The 16,855-nt window shown below is 55.7% G+C and carries 18 protein-coding genes and 1 other RNA gene; 16 read left to right on the top strand and 3 right to left on the bottom strand.

What is annotated here, in order from left to right; genetic code table 11:
- Window positions 1–68 precede the first annotated feature (68 nt).
- The 7 genes from rplM to D9N14_RS08190 all read left to right on the top strand — a co-directional run bounded on the left by rplM (window position 69) and on the right by D9N14_RS08190 (window position 4,840).
- Window positions 69–497 (top strand): 50S ribosomal protein L13, encoded by a 429-nt coding sequence (gene rplM / locus D9N14_RS08220; RefSeq protein WP_290578884.1) that lies wholly within the window; start codon window positions 69–71, stop codon window positions 495–497.
- A 12-nt stretch (window positions 498–509) separates the two neighbouring features.
- Window positions 510–896, top strand: a complete 387-nt coding sequence (gene rpsI, locus D9N14_RS08215) for a 30S ribosomal protein S9 (RefSeq protein WP_290578883.1) — start codon at window positions 510–512, stop codon at window positions 894–896.
- A gap of 216 nt (window positions 897–1,112) precedes the next feature.
- On the top strand, window positions 1,113–1,712 hold the full coding sequence (gene petA, locus D9N14_RS08210; RefSeq protein ID WP_290578882.1) for a ubiquinol-cytochrome c reductase iron-sulfur subunit: 600 nt from the start codon (window positions 1,113–1,115) through the stop codon (window positions 1,710–1,712).
- A gap of 5 nt (window positions 1,713–1,717) precedes the next feature.
- Window positions 1,718–2,968 carry a cytochrome b gene (locus D9N14_RS08205; protein WP_290578890.1) on the top strand — a complete coding sequence of 417 codons (1,251 nt, stop codon included), beginning with the start codon at window positions 1,718–1,720 and terminating at the stop codon, window positions 2,966–2,968.
- Entirely contained in the window at window positions 2,968–3,627 is a 660-nt protein-coding gene (locus D9N14_RS08200) for a cytochrome c1 (RefSeq protein WP_290578881.1), read from the top strand. The genes D9N14_RS08205 and D9N14_RS08200 overlap by 1 nt, the downstream gene beginning before the upstream one ends.
- Window positions 3,628–3,754: 127 nt before the next feature.
- Entirely contained in the window at window positions 3,755–4,378 is a 624-nt protein-coding gene (locus D9N14_RS08195; RefSeq protein ID WP_411267927.1) for a glutathione S-transferase N-terminal domain-containing protein, read from the top strand.
- A gap of 66 nt (window positions 4,379–4,444) precedes the next feature.
- Window positions 4,445–4,840, top strand: coding sequence for a ClpXP protease specificity-enhancing factor (locus D9N14_RS08190; RefSeq protein WP_290578879.1), 396 nt, complete (start codon window positions 4,445–4,447; stop codon window positions 4,838–4,840).
- A gap of 3 nt (window positions 4,841–4,843) precedes the next feature.
- Here D9N14_RS08190 and D9N14_RS08185 read toward each other — a convergent pair whose 3' ends face one another.
- From D9N14_RS08185 to D9N14_RS08175, 3 genes are all read right to left on the bottom strand, one after another.
- Window positions 4,844–5,437, bottom strand: coding sequence for a phosphoheptose isomerase (locus tag D9N14_RS08185; RefSeq protein WP_290578878.1), 594 nt, complete (start codon window positions 5,435–5,437; stop codon window positions 4,844–4,846).
- Between the two features lie 66 nt (window positions 5,438–5,503).
- Window positions 5,504–5,896, bottom strand: coding sequence for a YraN family protein (locus D9N14_RS08180; RefSeq protein ID WP_290578877.1), 393 nt, complete (start codon window positions 5,894–5,896; stop codon window positions 5,504–5,506).
- Window positions 5,832–7,691, bottom strand: a complete 1,860-nt coding sequence (locus tag D9N14_RS08175; protein WP_290578876.1) for a penicillin-binding protein activator — start codon at window positions 7,689–7,691, stop codon at window positions 5,832–5,834. The genes D9N14_RS08180 and D9N14_RS08175 overlap by 65 nt, the downstream gene beginning before the upstream one ends.
- Window positions 7,692–7,822: 131 nt before the next feature.
- On the opposite strand from D9N14_RS08175, the gene rsmI reads away from it, so the two are divergent.
- The 9 genes from rsmI to mraY all read left to right on the top strand — a co-directional run bounded on the left by rsmI (window position 7,823) and on the right by mraY (window position 16,849).
- Window positions 7,823–8,665 (top strand): 16S rRNA (cytidine(1402)-2'-O)-methyltransferase, encoded by an 843-nt coding sequence (gene rsmI, locus D9N14_RS08170; protein WP_290578875.1) that lies wholly within the window; start codon window positions 7,823–7,825, stop codon window positions 8,663–8,665.
- A gap of 33 nt (window positions 8,666–8,698) precedes the next feature.
- Window positions 8,699–9,063, top strand: an RNA gene (gene rnpB / locus D9N14_RS08165) — RNase P RNA component class A.
- 375 nt (window positions 9,064–9,438) lie between these two features.
- Window positions 9,439–9,897 (top strand): division/cell wall cluster transcriptional repressor MraZ, encoded by a 459-nt coding sequence (gene mraZ, locus D9N14_RS08160; protein ID WP_290578874.1) that lies wholly within the window; start codon window positions 9,439–9,441, stop codon window positions 9,895–9,897.
- Window positions 9,898–9,899: 2 nt separating this feature from the next.
- The gene (gene rsmH / locus D9N14_RS08155) at window positions 9,900–10,835 is read left to right on the top strand and encodes a 16S rRNA (cytosine(1402)-N(4))-methyltransferase RsmH (RefSeq protein ID WP_290578873.1); all 936 of its coding nucleotides are present in this window, start codon (window positions 9,900–9,902) and stop codon (window positions 10,833–10,835) included.
- Window positions 10,832–11,122, top strand: coding sequence for a cell division protein FtsL (ftsL, locus tag D9N14_RS08150; protein WP_290578872.1), 291 nt, complete (start codon window positions 10,832–10,834; stop codon window positions 11,120–11,122). Before rsmH ends, ftsL begins: the two co-directional genes overlap by 4 nt.
- Window positions 11,119–12,834 (top strand): peptidoglycan D,D-transpeptidase FtsI family protein, encoded by a 1,716-nt coding sequence (locus D9N14_RS08145; RefSeq protein WP_290578871.1) that lies wholly within the window; start codon window positions 11,119–11,121, stop codon window positions 12,832–12,834. Before ftsL ends, D9N14_RS08145 begins: the two co-directional genes overlap by 4 nt.
- Window positions 12,831–14,366: a UDP-N-acetylmuramoyl-L-alanyl-D-glutamate--2,6-diaminopimelate ligase gene (locus tag D9N14_RS08140; protein WP_290578869.1), complete on the top strand. Its 1,536-nt coding sequence runs from the start codon at window positions 12,831–12,833 to the stop codon at window positions 14,364–14,366. The genes D9N14_RS08145 and D9N14_RS08140 overlap by 4 nt, the downstream gene beginning before the upstream one ends.
- Window positions 14,367–15,743 (top strand): UDP-N-acetylmuramoyl-tripeptide--D-alanyl-D-alanine ligase, encoded by a 1,377-nt coding sequence (locus tag D9N14_RS08135; RefSeq protein ID WP_290578867.1) that lies wholly within the window; start codon window positions 14,367–14,369, stop codon window positions 15,741–15,743.
- Entirely contained in the window at window positions 15,743–16,849 is a 1,107-nt protein-coding gene (gene mraY, locus D9N14_RS08130) for a phospho-N-acetylmuramoyl-pentapeptide-transferase (RefSeq protein ID WP_290578865.1), read from the top strand. Before D9N14_RS08135 ends, mraY begins: the two co-directional genes overlap by 1 nt.
- Window positions 16,850–16,855 lie beyond the last annotated feature (6 nt).

The following is a 16,855-nucleotide window of genomic DNA, read 5'->3' as shown; positions in this document are numbered from 1 at the left end:
TTGGGTAGTATTCGCGCTCTTTAAATTGACGGGCAGACCTCGGATTAGAGTGTTCTAGGGCAGATTCAATGAAAACGTTTAGTGCAAAACCAGAATCGGTAGAACGTGACTGGTACGTTGTGGATGCAACCGACAAGACTTTGGGTCGTCTGGCGACTGAAATCGCCCGGCGCCTGCGTGGCAAACACAAGCCGATTTATACTCCTCACGTGGACACCGGTGATTACATCGTTGTAATCAATGCAGAAAAAGTGCGCGTAACCGGTACCAAGCGTACGGACAAAATGTATTATCGCCACACCGAATACCCCGGTGGTATCAAGGAAATCAGCTTTGACAAGTTGATGGACCGGAAGCCGGAACAGGCGATCGAAAAAGCGGTTAAAGGCATGATGCCGCGCAACCCTCTGGGTCGCGCGATGCTGGGCAAGCTGAAAGTCTACGCTGGCTCTGAGCATCCTCATGCTGCTCAACAACCAAAAGAACTGGCACTGTAAGGGGGCGGAATAGTGGACACTAATTATGGTACAGGCCGCCGCAAAACTGCAGCTGCTCGCGTATTTCTGAAGCCAGGTTCTGGCAATATTTCCATCAATGGCCGTTCTCTGGACCAGTATTTCGGTCGCGAAACTGCCCGCATGGTGGTTCGTCAGCCCTTGGAGCTGGTGGAAGTGGGTGACAAGTTTGACGTATATGTCACGGTTAAAGGTGGCGGCGGCAGCGGACAGGCCGGTGCAATTCGTCACGGCATTACCCGCGCGCTGATGGAGTACGATGAGACTCTGCGTGCCACCCTGCGTAAAGCCGGTTTCGTAACCCGTGACGCCCGTGAAGTCGAGCGTAAGAAAGTGGGCCTGCGGAAAGCGCGTAAGCGTCCTCAATTCTCAAAGCGTTAAGAAATTCCTTACGTTTTGTGTATTTAAAGCGCCTGGGGTATTGCCCCGGGCGTTTTGCGTTTCTTCTTCCCCGGCGAGCCCTGGCCAAACCTTTCCTTGTAACTCCACTGCAATTTCATTACTATTTGCGCGTTTAAAATTATGGGTAGGGGTTAGTGTGCCTTGCGTTCGCAAAGGTCATGTGACTTCTTAATGTTTAGCGGGGAGAGAAACTGAATGAGTACTGAAGGCGTAAATGAGGGGCGGAGACGCTTCCTGATTGGAGCCACTTCAGCAGTGGGTGCGGTGGGGGCTGTTGGCGCCGCCGTACCCTTTGTGAAGTCCTGGAACCCCAGCGCTAAGGCCAAGACTGCCGGTGCGCCAGTGGTGGCAGACATCAGTAAGCTGGAAGTGGGTCAACGTATGACCGTTGAATGGCGTGGCAAGCCGGTATGGATCCTGCGTCGCTCCGAAGAGGCCATGGCCAGCCTGAAAGCGGTAGCCGACAATCTGCGTGACCCGGAATCCAAGGAATCCAAACAGCCGGAGTATATCTCCCCTGAAGCCCGCGCCCGGGAAGGCCACCAGAACATCGTGGTATTGGTCGGTTTGTGCACTCACTTAGGTTGCTCCCCCCTGTATCGTCCTGAAGTGGCTCCGGCCGACCTGGGGGCTGATTGGAAGGGTGGCTTCTTCTGCCCTTGCCATGGTTCCAAGTTTGATTTCTCCGGTCGTGTATTCAAGGCAGTTCCCGCACCGTTGAACCTGGAAGTGCCTCCTTATTACTTCATGAGCGACACGTTGATTAAAATCGGTGAAGACGGGGAGGCAGCCTGATGAGCATGTTACAGAACCTGATGGGCTGGGTGGATGCCCGATTCCCAGCCACCAAAATGTTCGAAGATCACATGAGCAAATATTATGCTCCCAAGAACTTCAACGTCTGGTATTTCTTTGGCTCCCTGGCCATGTTGGTGCTGGTTAACCAGCTGTTGACTGGCATCTGGTTGACCATGCTGTACAACCCTTCCGGCGAAGGCGCGTTTTTGTCAGTGGAACTGAACATGATGCGTGACGTGGAATACGGTTGGCTGCTGCGCTACCTCCACTCCACCGGTGCCTCGGCCTTCTTTGTGGTGGTGTATCTGCACATGTTCCGCGGCATGATGTACGGCTCCTATCGTGCTCCCCGGGAATTGGTGTGGATATTCGGTATGACGATCTACCTGGCCCTGATGGCGGAAGGTTTCATGGGCTACCTGTTGCCCTGGGGCCAGATGTCTTACTGGGGTGCTCAGGTTATCATTTCCCTGTTCGGTGCAATTCCGGTGGTGGGCGATGCCTTGACCGAGTGGATTCGGGGCGACTACCTGATTTCCGGTATTACCCTTAACCGTTTCTTCGCATTGCACGTGGTGGCCCTGCCGATCGTTATCCTGGCCCTGGTGGTATTGCATATCATTGCCTTGCACGAAGTGGGTTCCAACAACCCCGATGGTGTGGAGATCAAGAAACTGAAGGACGAAAACGGCGTGCCCCTGGACGGTATTCCTTTCCATCCGTATTACAGTGTGCATGACCTGGTGGGTGTGGTGGTCTTCCTGTTCGTATTCCTGACCATCGTGTTCTTCTTCCCTGATGGCGGTGGTTACTTCCTGGAGAAGCCGAACTTTGAACCGGCCAACCCGCTGAAGACACCCGACCATATCGCGCCGGTTTGGTATTTCACCCCGTTTTACGCCATTCTGCGGGCGGTGCCTGACAAGTTGCTGGGCGTGGTCGCCATGGGTGCCTCCATTGCCATCCTCTTTGTTCTGCCCTGGCTGGACCGTAGCCCGGTGAAGTCCATTCGCTACAAAGGCTGGATCAGCAAGATCATGCTGGCCCTGTTTGTTGTGTTCTTTATTCTTCTGGGAATTTGTGGTGTGAAAGCACCGGATCTGCACGTGGAGTTCCTGCCGTTCGAAATGACTTATCGTGTATTGGGTCAAATCGGCACGGTGTTCTATTTTGCCTACTTCATTCTGATGCCGTTCTGGACCACCAAAGAAACCTGCAAACCCGTTCCTGAGCGAGTAAGGATGACACACTGATGAATAAGTTTATCTCTGTATTAGTACTGATGTGTCTGCCGGTGTTCGCTCAAGCCGCGGGCGGTGGACATAACGAATATCTGGTACCTGCTCCCATTAACATGGACGACAAAGTGTCCCTGCAGCGCGGTATGCAGATTTTCATGAATAACTGTATCGGCTGCCACTCTGCCCAGTACATGCGCTATGAGCGGGCGGCGACGGATCTGGAAATCCCGGCCGATATCATGAAAGCCAACCTGATGTTCACCACCGACAAGATCGGGGAAACCATGCATTCAGCGATTCCCCTGGACCTGGCCAAGAAGTGGTTTGGTACCGTGCCACCGGACCTGACCCTGGTGGCTCGAATTCGGGGTGCTGACTGGGTGTATTCCTACCTGACCAATTTCTACGTGGATGAATCCCGTCCTTGGGGTGTAAACAACCATATCTTCCCTGATGTGGGTATGCCTCATGTACTGTCGAACATGGAACAGTCCCTGGGCGAGGAAAAATTCGAAGAGGCGATGGCTGACCTGACTAACTACATGGTCTATATGGCAGAGCCGATTCGAGCGGAGCGTGAGCGAATTGGTGTATATGTGTTGATATTCCTGGCGATACTGTTCATTCCTGTTTACTTCCTCAACCGGGAGTACTGGAAAGACGTACATTAATCGGGAATACATCGGTAGTTTGGGGCGGTTGGCCAGCTGGCTTCCGCCCCTTCGCCGTTTCTGTTGCAGCCGTTTGCAACGCTTATCTATTTGGAATACTGCGCTGGAGTGAATTTTCATGGGCGTCATTGCTAAACGATCATCGATGACATTTTTTTCAGATGGTAACGATCATTACAGCCATCGTGTCCGCATCGTGCTTGCGGAAAAAGGGGTGGCGGTGGATGTGCTGGACGTGGACCCAGCGGAAATACCCGAAGATTTGGCAACGCTTAATCCGTACAACGAACTGCCGACTCTGGTGGATCGGGAGCTCACCTTGTATGAGCCCAACATCATGATGGAGTATCTGGACGAGCGTTTCCCGCACCCGCCATTGTTGCCGGTATACCCGGTGGAGCGGGCGCGCAGTCGCCTGTTGATCCACCGAATCCACCGTGACTGGTGCCAGGCAGTGGACGCGCTGATGGCCGGCACTGAAAAAGAGGCCACGCTGAACAAGCATCGCAAGGATTTCACGGAAAACCTGGTGGCCATCGACCCGATATTCTCCGAGAAACCGTTCTTCATGAGTGATGATTTCACTCTTGTGGACTGCTGTGTGGCCCCCATTCTGTGGCGTTTGCCTGCCATGGGCATCGAGTTGCAAAAGTCCAAGGCCGGCAATTTGTTGGCCTACGCCGACCGCTTGTTTGCCCGGGAATCCTTCCAGGCCAGCCTGTCCGATGCAGAGCGCGAGTTGCGTCTCTAGGCCTGTATATTGGCTGCTCTCATTTAGCGTGAGAGCAGCTTCTGAGAGGATAGGATAGTTACCGTAATGACACCGAGCCGACCCTATTTCATTCGTGCCGTATATGAATGGATACTGGATAACGAACTGACTCCCTACCTGTTGGTGAACGCGTCCTATCCGATGGTGCAGGTGCCCAACGAGTTTGTCAGCGAAGGCAAAATCATCCTGAATCTGGCCCCTTCCGCCATTCGCAATCTGCATATGGGGAATGACGAGGTGGAGTTTTCCGCCCGTTTTGGTGGCAAAGCGCGTAATTTGCATGTCCCGGTGGGTGCGATTCTGGCGATCTACGCCAAAGAGAATGGCAAGGGCATGTTTTTCGATGAGGATGAAATGCCGCCACCCCCGAACGATGAGGGCAGCAGCCCGGAGAAGCCGGCAAAGCCTGCAGGCAAGCCCTCGCTCAAAGTCGTTAAATAATCCCTAGATTTCCATTCCGAAAATCTGCTGGTCGATCAGGTCACACAGCGTGTGAATGATGGTCAGGTGGCTCTCCTGTACCCGCGGAGTGGACATGGAGGGTACCCGGATTTCAATATCTTCACTCTGCATCAGGCGGGCACAATCCCCGCCGTCCTTACCCGTCAGGGCAATGACCTGCATGTTGCGGTCGTGAGCGGCTTGCACTGCTTGCAATATGCTGGCTGAGTTACCGCTGCTGGTGATCGCCAGCAAAATGTCCCCTTCGTGACCGATGGCGCGAATCTGCTTGGAAAAAATCTCGTTATAGCTGTAGTCGTTGGAAATGGACGTGATGGTGGAGGAGTCTGTGGACAGGGCGATTGCAGGCAGCGCCGGGCGCTCGCGCTCAAAGCGGTTGAGCATCTTGCTGGAAAGTTGCTGGGCAATGTTGGCAGAACCACCGTTGCCGCAGGTAAGTACTTTGCGGTCAGAGAGCAGGCATTGCACCATCAGTTCGCTGGCGCTGATGATCAGCTCAGGAAGTTCTTCCTGGCAGCGATGCAGTGTCACCAGGTGATCGTCAAAGATTTCGGTGACTCGGTGGTGCAGGTTCATGGTGTGCTTCCTTGGTTGCGACAATATTGCGTGTCGATTATACGGGAATCTGTCGATTTGCCGAAATCAGTAGAAGGCGGATGGTATCCATTCGATCTGGGGAGCATTGCCAAGGTCGCCGCTGATACCCACTACATCAAAGCGGCAGGCGGGCCAGCGATCGCCAAACTGTTGTTGCAGAAAAAAACTGGCGGTTCGAATCAGTTTGCGTTGTTTGCCTGCAGTGACGGTGGCCACCGGTGTGCCATGCTCCAGCGCGGCACGATAACGCACCTCCACAAAGACCAGCATGTCCTGATCTTTCATGATCAGGTCGATTTCTCCGGTTTTGCTCTGGAAGTTGCTGTCGCAGAATTCCAGGCCTTTGCCTTGCAAAAAGATCCTGGCCAGGTCTTCAGCCCGGTTGCCGGTCAGTTTCCTGGCGGTCGGTGGCTTGAGCGTTTTTGGGGGGGCGGGCATCGGGTCCTTCCGTTTGCTGGGGGCGATCTTCAAGTTCAGTTTCGGTGATGCGGGGCAGCAGCTCCGGGCGGCCGTTTTTGATCACGGCCCAGCTCAGCTCCCGTTGTACCCGGTTGTCGATGCCAATGTTGAGATTGCCGGTGGCTCCAAACAATCCGGCGTCGGGGATTTGGGTGAGCAGTTGCAAGCGGGATTGCAGGCGATAGGCGTCCACCCCCATGGCATTAAGTCTTGAGTAGCGGTGATCCGCTGTGGGCCAGGCCTGCTTCAGCGCCTGCTGGATGGCATCCGGTTTTTCCAATAGCCAGGGAATATCACAGAATTCGATACCGTTGAGGTCACGATCCGTTTTGGGATTGGCTTTGCCGCTGAATATTTGTGAGCCGGCCAGAACCGGTATCGCCTCGGCGTAATAGAAATCCAGCAAGGGGCGGATCTGGCGCGCCTGGTCAGGAGTGGCGATCAGGTAAATAAAGTCGATATCCTGGCGCCGGCGGGGTTGGAACTCGATATTCTTGCCAAGGATGTTGCGCAGTTGTTTGGCGCGCAGCTCACTGTGCTGCACCAGCAGCATGTCCTTAATCCCGTTCGCCATATTGCTCTGATCATCATAGCTGGCAATGCCGGTGACGCGGCCCTTTTCCTGTTGCCATTGCTCGGCAAAGGCGAGGTAAGCCCGTTCCCACCAGGGGTTGTTCTGAAACATGACGGCCGCATTGTGATACTGCTTTTGCAGGGCGCGGCGGGCAACCTCGAGGGCGTCGTCCTCCGGTGAAAGCCCAAACTGGTACAGGTTCACCGGCACCTCGAACGGGCCGAGCTCCTGGTTCAGGGCGATGGTGGCCACCGGAAGCGGATCGGTGCTGTTGAGCAAGCTGCGCAGGTTTTCTTTCTGCAATGGGCCGATAATGATGTCTGCGCCATCCGCCACGGCCTGCTGGTAAGTGGCTGTGAATTGCTTCAAGTCTGAAGTGTCATAGACCCGAATGCTGATGTTGGATTCGGTGTTTTCACGGTCTTGCAGTGACGCGTAATGCGCGCTCATAAAGCCGTGCAGTATGGCTTCTGCGGCCGGACGAAAGCGGCCCTGGGTCGGCAACAGCAGTGCAATGTTCTGGGGTTGGTTCTCGCTCAGTTCGCGCACCAGCCGCAGTGCCTCGGGCAGCTGGGTGGCCGCCGTGTGGCCGGGATAGCGCAATTGCCACTGGTCCAGTTGTTGTAATTGTTGGTCCAGTTGGTCCTGGTAGCCCTTGTAAATCCAGGCCAGCTCCAGCCAGCCCTGGAATTCGGGAACGGCTACGGTCTGCGCCAGGGCTTGCAGTGAGTCGTTGGGGAGGGCAATCAGGTCATTCCAGATCATCTGTTGATTGGTGTTGGCGGCATCGGTTTCCAGCATGGGGCCAACAAAAATCCGCTCCCGGGCAGCCGCCAGATAGTTACCATTGATTTCCCAGACCTGGGCGCGCTTGAGGCTGATTTCATTAAGCCGGTCTGAGTTCAGATCGTTGGAGGCGGTCAACAGCCCCATGCGATCCGTGGTGATCAGTTCTTCCGCCTGTAACGGCTCGTTTAGCGCCAGATGGATGTCGGTGAGGGTAAGCACCAATGAGGCCAGAGTGTCGCTGTCCAGCGCGGTTGCGTTGACCGCTCCCAGCAGTCGTTTGGCTTCTTCTGCCTTGCCCTGGTCCAGCAGGAGTTGTGCAGCCTGGATCAGTAGCTGTTCTGCTTCCGGGCTGGGCGCGTTTTGTGAGCGCTCGATCAGGCTTTTGATGGTGGCAGCGGGGTTGCTCGCCACTTGCGTTGATCCGCCAGTCCCGACTCCTGTGGTTTCGCAGGCACTGAGGATCAGCGCCATGAGGAAAGCGGCAAGTGTGTTAAGCTGTGCGCGTCGGATGAACTTCATTTTTGTATCGGGCCTGCATGTGTATGACGACTGGAATTCTCTATATTGTGGCAACACCCATCGGCAATCTCAATGACATTACGCTGCGGGCCATTGATGTTTTGAAGCAGGTTGACGTAATTGCCGCTGAAGACACCCGGCACAGCAAAAAACTGCTCGATCATTATGGCATCGACAGCAAGCTGATGGCTGTGCACGATCATAACGAGGAGGAGCGGATCCACACCCTGCTGTCCCTGTTGCAGGAGGGTCAGTCAGTGGCCATGATTTCGGATGCCGGTACGCCTCTGATCAGTGACCCCGGGTTCCGGGTGGTGCGGGCGATGCGGCAGAGCGGGATTGAGGTGGTGTCGATTCCCGGGCCCTGTGCCGCAGTGGCTGCATTGTCCATTGCCGGATTGCCCACGGACCGGTTTCTGTTTGTCGGGTTCCTGCCGCCGAAACAGAAAGCCCGGCAGGCGGAACTGGAAAGTCTGCTGGCAGAAACCGGTACCCTGGTGTTTTATGAGTCCCCCAAGCGGATACAGTCCTGTGTTGAGGACGTGGTGTCCGTTATGGGGGCAGAGCGCATGGTGGCGGTGGCAAAGGAGATCACCAAATCGTTCGAAACGGTCAAGACGGCACCGGCGGCGGAGGTGCTGTCCTGGCTGGCTGAAGATCAGCACCATACCCGTGGTGAGTTTGTCCTGTTGGTGCAGGGGGCGGAGCCCGGTGCGGCGGCGGTGATCGACCCCAAGGTGCTGCGTGCTCTGCAGATGACCGGTGAATACATGCCCCTGAAAAAAGCCTGCGCGGTGGTATCCGAGTTGACCGGAATACCCAAAAACGCACTCTACGAGGCGGCGCTGCAACAAAACAAAGGTTGATTCCTTAAGGTTTTAGGGTTAATTTTGCCCCCTGAAGTCAGCCAGACAGTCGCTCCTTGCCGGCGGGTAACCGTTGTGAAAGGGGAGGAAAGTCCGGGCTCCACAGGGTAAGGTGCCAGGTAACGCCTGGGCGGCGCGAGCCGACGGAAAGTGCAGCAGAAAGTAAACCGCCTAAGCCAGTACGCTGGCCGGTAAGGGTGAAATGGTGCGGTAAGAGCGCACCGCGCGACTGGTAACAGTTCGTGGCGATGGAAAACCCCACCTGGAGCAAGACCAAATAGGTGTCCAAAGGTGTGACCCGCGCTGGACACGGGTAGGTTGCTAGAGGCTCATGGTGACATGGGTCCCAGAGGAATGACTGTCCACGACAGAACCCGGCTTATCGGCTGACTTTAGTTTTTCCCCTCAGGTGACGGCTTGTGCCGTACCTCTCTGTTCTAAAAACATTCTGTTTATATCGCGAAATGTTCTCGCTCCCTAGAAGTGGCTTTAAGAGGCCTTTCTATCCTCCTGTTTTGTATTGATATTTTGAGCGCCAATTCTCTGTCGCTGGCGCAGCTTCAGCGCGTAAGTCTTTGTTTTTTCGTATCAAATTCACATTTTTGCCCCGGGTTTCAGCTTGACAATGGCGCCTGCCGCTCCCTATAGTGTGCCATAGGTGTCACGAAGTGGTTTATTGTGGATCTTGGTGGGATAAAGTGGGAGATGTGGTCAAGTCATTAGGCCACAGTTTGATGGGTAAAAGAAGTCGGTAACGACAAACAGGTAATCCAGTGTTCAGAGGACCCAGCGCGCTCAGTCTTGATGCGAAAGGACGGATGGTAATGCCCAGCCGTTTTCGTGATGCGCTGTCTGAATATTGCGATGGCAAGCTGATCGTGACCCTGGATTTCGAAGGGCACTGCCTGTCAATGCACCCCCTCCCCGATTGGCAGGAGATCGAGCAAAAACTCCTGGCCATGCCTTCCCTGAATCCCGCCACCCGACGGTTACAGCGCATGCTGCTGGGCTATGCCAGCGAAGTGGAAATGGACAGTAATGGCCGCGTCAGTCTGCCCCAGTTGCTGAGAGACAAGGTGAAGCTGGAAAAGAAAATCATGCTGGTGGGCCTGGGTAAGAAGCTGGAAATCTGGCCTGAGGAAGCCTGGGACGATGGCTTCCAGCAATGGGTGGATGAAGGTCCGGTTAAAGCAGAAGAGCTGCCACAAGCTGTACAAGATCTGGTGTTGTAACCATGGCATCAGAACTGAAACACGAAACCGTATTACTGAACGAAGCGGTGGATGCACTGGTGACAAACGAAGCAGGTATCTACATTGATGGAACCTATGGCCGTGGCGGGCATACCCGTCATGCCCTGGCCCGCCTGTCTCCATTGGCCCGCTTCATTGCCTTTGACAAAGACCCCCTGGCCCTGCAATCCGCCGAACAATTAGCCGCGTCTGATTCCCGTTTTGCCATCATTCATGATTCTTTTGCCACTTTGGCGGCGCATATTGAAACACTTGGCCTGACCGGTCAGGTGGATGGTGTGTTGCTGGATCTGGGAGTGTCGTCACCGCAGTTGGATGATGCGGGGCGGGGCTTCAGTTTTATGGCGGACGGGCCGCTGGATATGCGCATGAACAATCAATCCGGTCAAACCGCGGCGCAGTGGCTCAATCAAGCGGATGTTGATGAGATTGCTCTGGTCCTGAAAGAGTTTGGTGAGGAGCGTTTTGCCAAGCGCATTGCCCGAGCCATCGTTGCAGCGCGGGACGAAACGCCATTAACGACCACGGCGCAGTTGGCGGCCTTGATTGCCAAGGCCAATCCGTCAAAAGAGAAAGGCAAGCATCCTGCCACCCGTTCGTTTCAGGCGATCCGGATATTCATTAACCGGGAGCTGGACGATCTGGCGCTGGTGCTGGAGCAGGCGCTGCAGGTGTTGAAGCCTGGCGGTCGGCTGGTGGTGATCAGCTTCCACTCCCTCGAAGATCGTATGGTGAAACAGTTTATTCAGCGTAAAGAGAAAGGCGATCCGGTGCCGCGCCATCTGCCGATTCGGGATGACATGGTGAAGCGGGAGCTGAAAAGCCTGGGCAAGGCCGTCAAGGCATCGGCAGACGAGGTGCTGCGTAACGTGCGTTCGCGCAGTGCGATTATGCGCGTGGCGGAGAAGGTGGCATGAATCCGTTGGCCCGTCCCTCCGTCCGCTCCTGGCTGTTTGTGTGCGTAGCGTTGGTGTTGGTGTTGGTTTCCAGTGTGGCGGTGAATTTCTCCAGCTACGAAACCCGGCGATTGGTAGCGGAACACCAGCGCTTGCAGAAAGAGAACAATGCCATGCAGGTGGAGTGGGGGCAATTGTTGCTGGAGCAGAGCACCTGGGGTTCTTATAACCGGGTGGAACAGTTAGCGGGTACCAAGCTAAACATGCGGGTGCCGGCGCCCAATGAAATTGTAATGGTGGAGCCATGAGCGATCACACAAGCCAACCCAATTATGCCTGGCGCTACTATGTAGTGCTGGGCGTCTTTGTGTTGTTGGCGCTGGTGGTGGTGGGGCGTTTGTTTTACCTGCAGGTGGAATCGCAGGGCTTCCTGCAGGATCAGGGGGATCGCCGGGTGGTCCGGGTGGAAAACATTCCCGCTTACCGGGGCATGATCCAGGATCGCAATGGCGAGCCGCTGGCGGTGAGTACACCGGTCAAAACCTTGTGGGCCAATCCACAGGAACTGATTGAAGCCCAGTATGCCTGGGATTTTCTTGCCAATAAAACCGGGGTGCAGGAAAGCAGTTTGCGCGATCGCATTTTGCGGAATCAAGACAAGCAGTTCATTTATTTGCGCCGTCATATGAACCCTGCCAAGGCAGAGGAAATCCTGGAGATGAATATCCCTGGGGTGTACAGCGTGGAGGAACACCGCCGCTACTATCCCGCAGGGGAGGTCACCAGCCACCTGGTGGGATTTACCAATATTGATGAAGAGGGGCAGGAGGGCATCGAGTTGTCCTTCGATCAGTTCCTGAAAGGGGAAGCGGGTAAGAAGCGGGTGATTAAGGATTTGCGCCGTCGCATCATTAAAGATGTGGGGTTGATTCAGCCGGCAGCACCTGGAACGGACATTACGCTAAGCATTGATTTGCGCGCACAGTACCTGGCCTATCGGGAATTGCTGTCCGCCGTCACCGAATATCGTGCCAGTGCCGGCACGGCTGTGGCCATTGATATCAAAACCGGGGAAGTGCTGGCGCTGGTCAACCAGCCGTCTTACAACCCGAACAATCGTAGCAAGAAGGATGTCCCCAATTTTCGTAACCGGGCATTGACTGATGTATTTGAGCCGGGCTCCACAGTGAAACCCTTTACGGTGGCTGCGGCGCTGGAGAGTGGTAAATGGAAGCCTTACAGCAAGCTGGATACATCGCCCGGGTATTTGCGTATTGGCAGCAAGTCCATCCGGGATATGAGTAACTATGGCGTAATTGATCTGGGTAAAGTCATCGCCAAGTCCAGTAACGTCGGGGCCAGCAAGCTGGCCTTGTCATTGGAAGAGCATTACCTGAGCGCGTTCTTTCAAAAAATGGGTCTGGGTCAGCCCACAGGGGTGGGCTTTCCCGGCGAGAGTGTCGGTATGTTGCCGGCGCGACAGAAATGGCGCCGTATCGAAGTAGCTACCCTGTCCTACGGTTACGGACTTTCGGTGACGGCACTGCAGCTGGCACAGGCCTATGCGGTGTTGGGCGGCGGTGGGATCAAACGCCAGGTGAGCCTTTTGAAAACCGAAGGGCCGGTGCCCGGTGAGCGGGTCATGGACGAAGCCATTGCTCGCCAGGTGGTGCAGATGATGGAAGGCGTTGTGGATGCACAAGGTACTGCCAAGAAAGCGCAGGTGCCGGGTTATCGCGTGGCAGGTAAAACCGGCACCGTGCATAAGGTGGCAGCCAGCGGCTATCAGGATCACCGTTACCTGGCTTTGTTTGCCGGTGTGGCGCCGGTGGAAGATCCGGCCATCGCCCTGGTGGTGGTGATTGATGATCCCAAAGGCGATATGTATTACGGCGGTCAGGTGGCGGCGCCGGTGTTCTCCCGGGTTATGGCCGGTTTGCTCCGGGTTAAGAATATTCCTCCCGACAAGGCGGTGGAAACCTACGTCGGGCTTTCTAAAAAAGTGGCTCCGGATTCATGAGTGGAAGCCAGGTAACGGAGCGCTATCTGCAGGATGTCGTTCCTTTTTTGCAACTGGACGAGTGTTGGAAGAAAACCATCGTGACAGGTTTGGCGGTAGACAGTCGAAGAGTTAAGGCAGGCAACTGCTTTCTGGGCTATCCGGGGCACCACTCGGATGGCCGCGACTTCCTGTCTTCGGCTCTGGCGGCCGGAGCCGGTTCTGCGTTGGTGGAGGCAGAGGGCTTCGAGCGTCACTCTGGTGTGGCTGCCAAGGCTTCTGTGCCGGTGGTAGCCATTCCCGGACTGAAAAAGCATCTGGGACACATCGCTTCTGAATTTTACCGGAATCCCAGCACCCAGTTGAAGCTGCTGGCCATCACCGGAACCAACGGTAAAACCAGCGTGAGCCAATTGACGGCACAGGCACTGGATCGGCTAGGGGTATGTTGCGGCGTGGTGGGCACCCTGGGTAACGGGATTGTCGGGCACCTGGAGCCCACTTTGAACACCACGCCGGACGTGGTGGAGTGCAATCGCCTGTTGGCGGAGATGCTGGCTGCGGGTGCTGATGCGGCCACCATGGAAGTGTCCTCCCATGGGCTGGTGCAGGGGCGTGTGGATGGCGTCACTATTCACACTGGTTTGATCACCAACATCAGTCGTGATCACCTGGATTATCACGGCACTATGGAAGCTTATGCCCAGGCCAAGGCCCAGTTGGTGTTGCATCCCGGATTGCGGCATCTGGTATTGAATTGGGACGACGAGCGAGTGGCAGCCATGGTGTCTGCCCGTCAGGAAGGTACGCGTTTGTGGTCCTTCTCCATGCAGAATCGTGATGACGTGACGGTGAGAGTGCTGTCCGTTCACTATGACAAACAGGGCATCGATTTGACGGTGGGATATGGCCAGCAACACGCGAGCATTCGCAGCCCGCTTATCGGTGAGTTCAATGCTGCCAATCTGGTGGCCTGCCTTACCCTGTTGCTGACTTTGGATGTGGGCCTGGAGCAGGCCGCGGCTGCGCTCAGCGCCCTGGGCCCGGTGGAGGGCCGAATGCAGCGGGTTGAGGCCGGGGCACGCCAGCCCATGGTGATCATTGATTTTGCCCACACCCCGGATGCGTTGGAGAAAGTGTTGCTGGCACTGAAGCGCCATGCCAGCGGGCGCATCTGGTGTGTGTTCGGTTGTGGCGGTGATCGTGATGCTGGCAAGCGACCACTGATGGCCGGCGTGGTGGCGGATCTGGCCGATGAGCTGGTGATTACCGCGGACAATCCCCGCAGTGAGACTTTTGTCGGCATCGTTGCCGATATGGTGAAGGGTATTCCCGCTGCGGTGGCATTTCAGGTGATGGAGGACCGGGCCCAGGCCATTGCTTATGCCATCACGCACGCCGCGGCAAGTGATGTGGTCCTGATTGCCGGTAAAGGTCACGAAAATTATCAGGAGATCGCCGGGCACAAGTATTCATACAGCGACCTGTCTGCCGCCCAGGCGGCCCTCAATGCCGCTGTGGCTGTCGGCACGCCGGATGGGGAGGGCTGCTAAATGCAATTGTCCACTCTGGCGCACAAGATTGGCGGAACCTTGCTGGGTAGCGATGGCGAATTCGCTCGGGTCTCCACCGATACACGGACCCTTCAGGCCGGTGACCTGTTCGTGGCGTTGCAGGGTGAACACTTCGACGGTCACGAGTATGTCGCCACTGCCAAAGCTGGTGGTGCGGTAGCAGCAATGGTGTCCAAGTCGCAGGCGATAGATATGCCCCAGATCAGTGTGGCGGATACTCGCCTGGGTTTGGGGGCGTTGTCAAAAGCCTGGCTGCAACAGTATACGCCGGTGAAAATAGCGATTACCGGCAGCTGCGGTAAAACCACGGTGAAAGAAATGCTGGCGTCCATCCTGTCTCAGGACGGCCCAACCCTGTCCACCCTGGGCAATTTGAATAATGACATCGGCGTGCCACTCACCCTTTGTCGGTTGGCGCCGGAACACCGGTACGCCGTTGTGGAAATGGGCGCCAATCACCTGGGTGAAATCGCATACACCGCAGGTCTGGTGGAACCGGATATTGCGCTGGTCAACAATGTGGGTTCGGCACACTTGGAAGGCTTTGGTTCAATCGAGAACATAGCTGAAGCGAAGTCAGAGATCTATCAGGCATTGCCGCCAGCTGGCGTGGCCGTCATCAACCGGGATGATGCGTTTGTTGAGGTGTTCAAAGCCAAGACCCGTCATTGCCGGCAAGTGTTTTTTTCGCGTGCAGATGAAAGCGCAGAGGTGTATCTGGAATCCGAGTCGATGACGGCAACCGGCCAGTATCACTTCAATGCCCGGGTGAACGGTGCAAGGATCACCGTGCAGATGTCGTTGATCGGGCGCCACAACGTGGCCAATGCCCTGGCAGCCATTGCTGTCGCTCAGGCGGCTGGATGCCCTTTGGCAACAATCACAGCCGGTTTGAATGCGGTTAAGGCTGTGCCCGGACGATTGCGCGTTGTGGAAGAGTTGCAGCAGCATAAGTTGATTGACGACAGCTACAATGCCAACCCCGACTCCATGAAATCCGCCATTGACGTGTTGGCGGGGCTGGAGGGTGAAACCTGTCTGGTGATCGGTGGAATGGCTGAACTGGGTGAATCCGGTAACCGGTTGCACCGTGAAGTGGGAGCCTATGCTGCCCGCAAAGGCATCTCCACAGTGTATGGCGTGGGAGAGTCCGCCGCGCTGTATCGGGAAGGCTTCCTGTCGGAGCCCGGTAGCGGCGTTTTCATTACCGCAGAAAATCATCAGCGGTTGGCAGACGATCTGTTTGCCAACCAACGGAACAAAACCATTTTAGTAAAGGGTTCAAGAAGCGCCGCGATGGAAAAAGTAATAGCACACATGCTGGAACGCCAACGGGCTCAGGGGAGTGATTGCTGATGCTGCTGTGGTTGGCTGACTATTTACAACAATATTACACCGTATTTAACGTGTTCCAGTACCTGACATTCCGGGGAATACTGGGCGTGCTGACGGCGTTGGTGATTGCGTTCATCGTTGGGCCTTACCTGATTGAGCGGTTGAGTTACCACCAGATCGGTCAATCGGTGCGGGATGATGGCCCCAAATCCCATCTCAGCAAAGCGGGCACACCCACCATGGGCGGTGCGCTGATTCTGGTGGCCATTGTTGTCAGCACGCTGCTCTGGGCAGACCTGTCCAATCGTTACATCTGGGTGGTGCTGGGGGTGACTCTGATATTTGGTGCTGTGGGCTGGGTGGACGATTACCGTAAAGTGGTGCAGCGCAACTCTCGGGGCTTGCCCGCAAAGTGGAAGTACTTCTGGCAGTCGGTGGGCGGTTTGGGTGCGGCCCTCTTCCTGTATTTCACGGCGCCGGACTGCGCGCCCGAAGCCGTCAGTTGTGGATTCGAAACCAAACTGATTGTGCCTTTCTTCAAGGAAGTCTATCTGGATCTGGGCTGGTTTTACATTGTGCTCACGTACTTTGTGATTGTGGGAACCTCAAACGCCGTCAATCTTACGGATGGTCTCGATGGGCTGGCGATTATGCCAACGGTATTGGTCGGTGGCGCCCTTGGGGTATTCGCATACGTGTTTGGTCATTCCGAATTCTCGCGCTATCTGGGATTCCCGCATATCTCCGGAACCGGCGAGTTGATCGTGGTCTGTGGGTCTCTGGTGGGAGCCGGTTTGGGCTTTCTCTGGTTCAATACGTATCCCGCACAGGTCTTCATGGGGGATGTGGGCGCGTTGGCGCTGGGTGCAATCCTGGGTGTGATTGCAGTCATCACCCGCCAGGAGATCGTGCTGTTCATCATGGGTGGTGTATTTGTGATGGAGACGGTGTCAGTGATTCTCCAGGTGGGTTCCTACAAGCTGACGGGGCGGCGGATCTTCCGTATGGCGCCCATTCATCATCATTTTGAACTCAAAGGATGGGCCGAGCCCAAGGTGATTGTGCGATTCTGGATCATTACGGTCATTCTGGTTCTATTTGGCTTGTCGACGCTCAAGCTTCGATAAGAATGT

It is taken from the genome of Ketobacter sp., from assembly GCF_003671495.1.
Lineage (GTDB): Bacteria > Pseudomonadota > Gammaproteobacteria > Pseudomonadales > Ketobacteraceae > Ketobacter.
The sequence above is the reverse complement of the archived record's forward strand: the minus strand, read 5'-3'. Positions and strand labels throughout refer to the sequence as shown.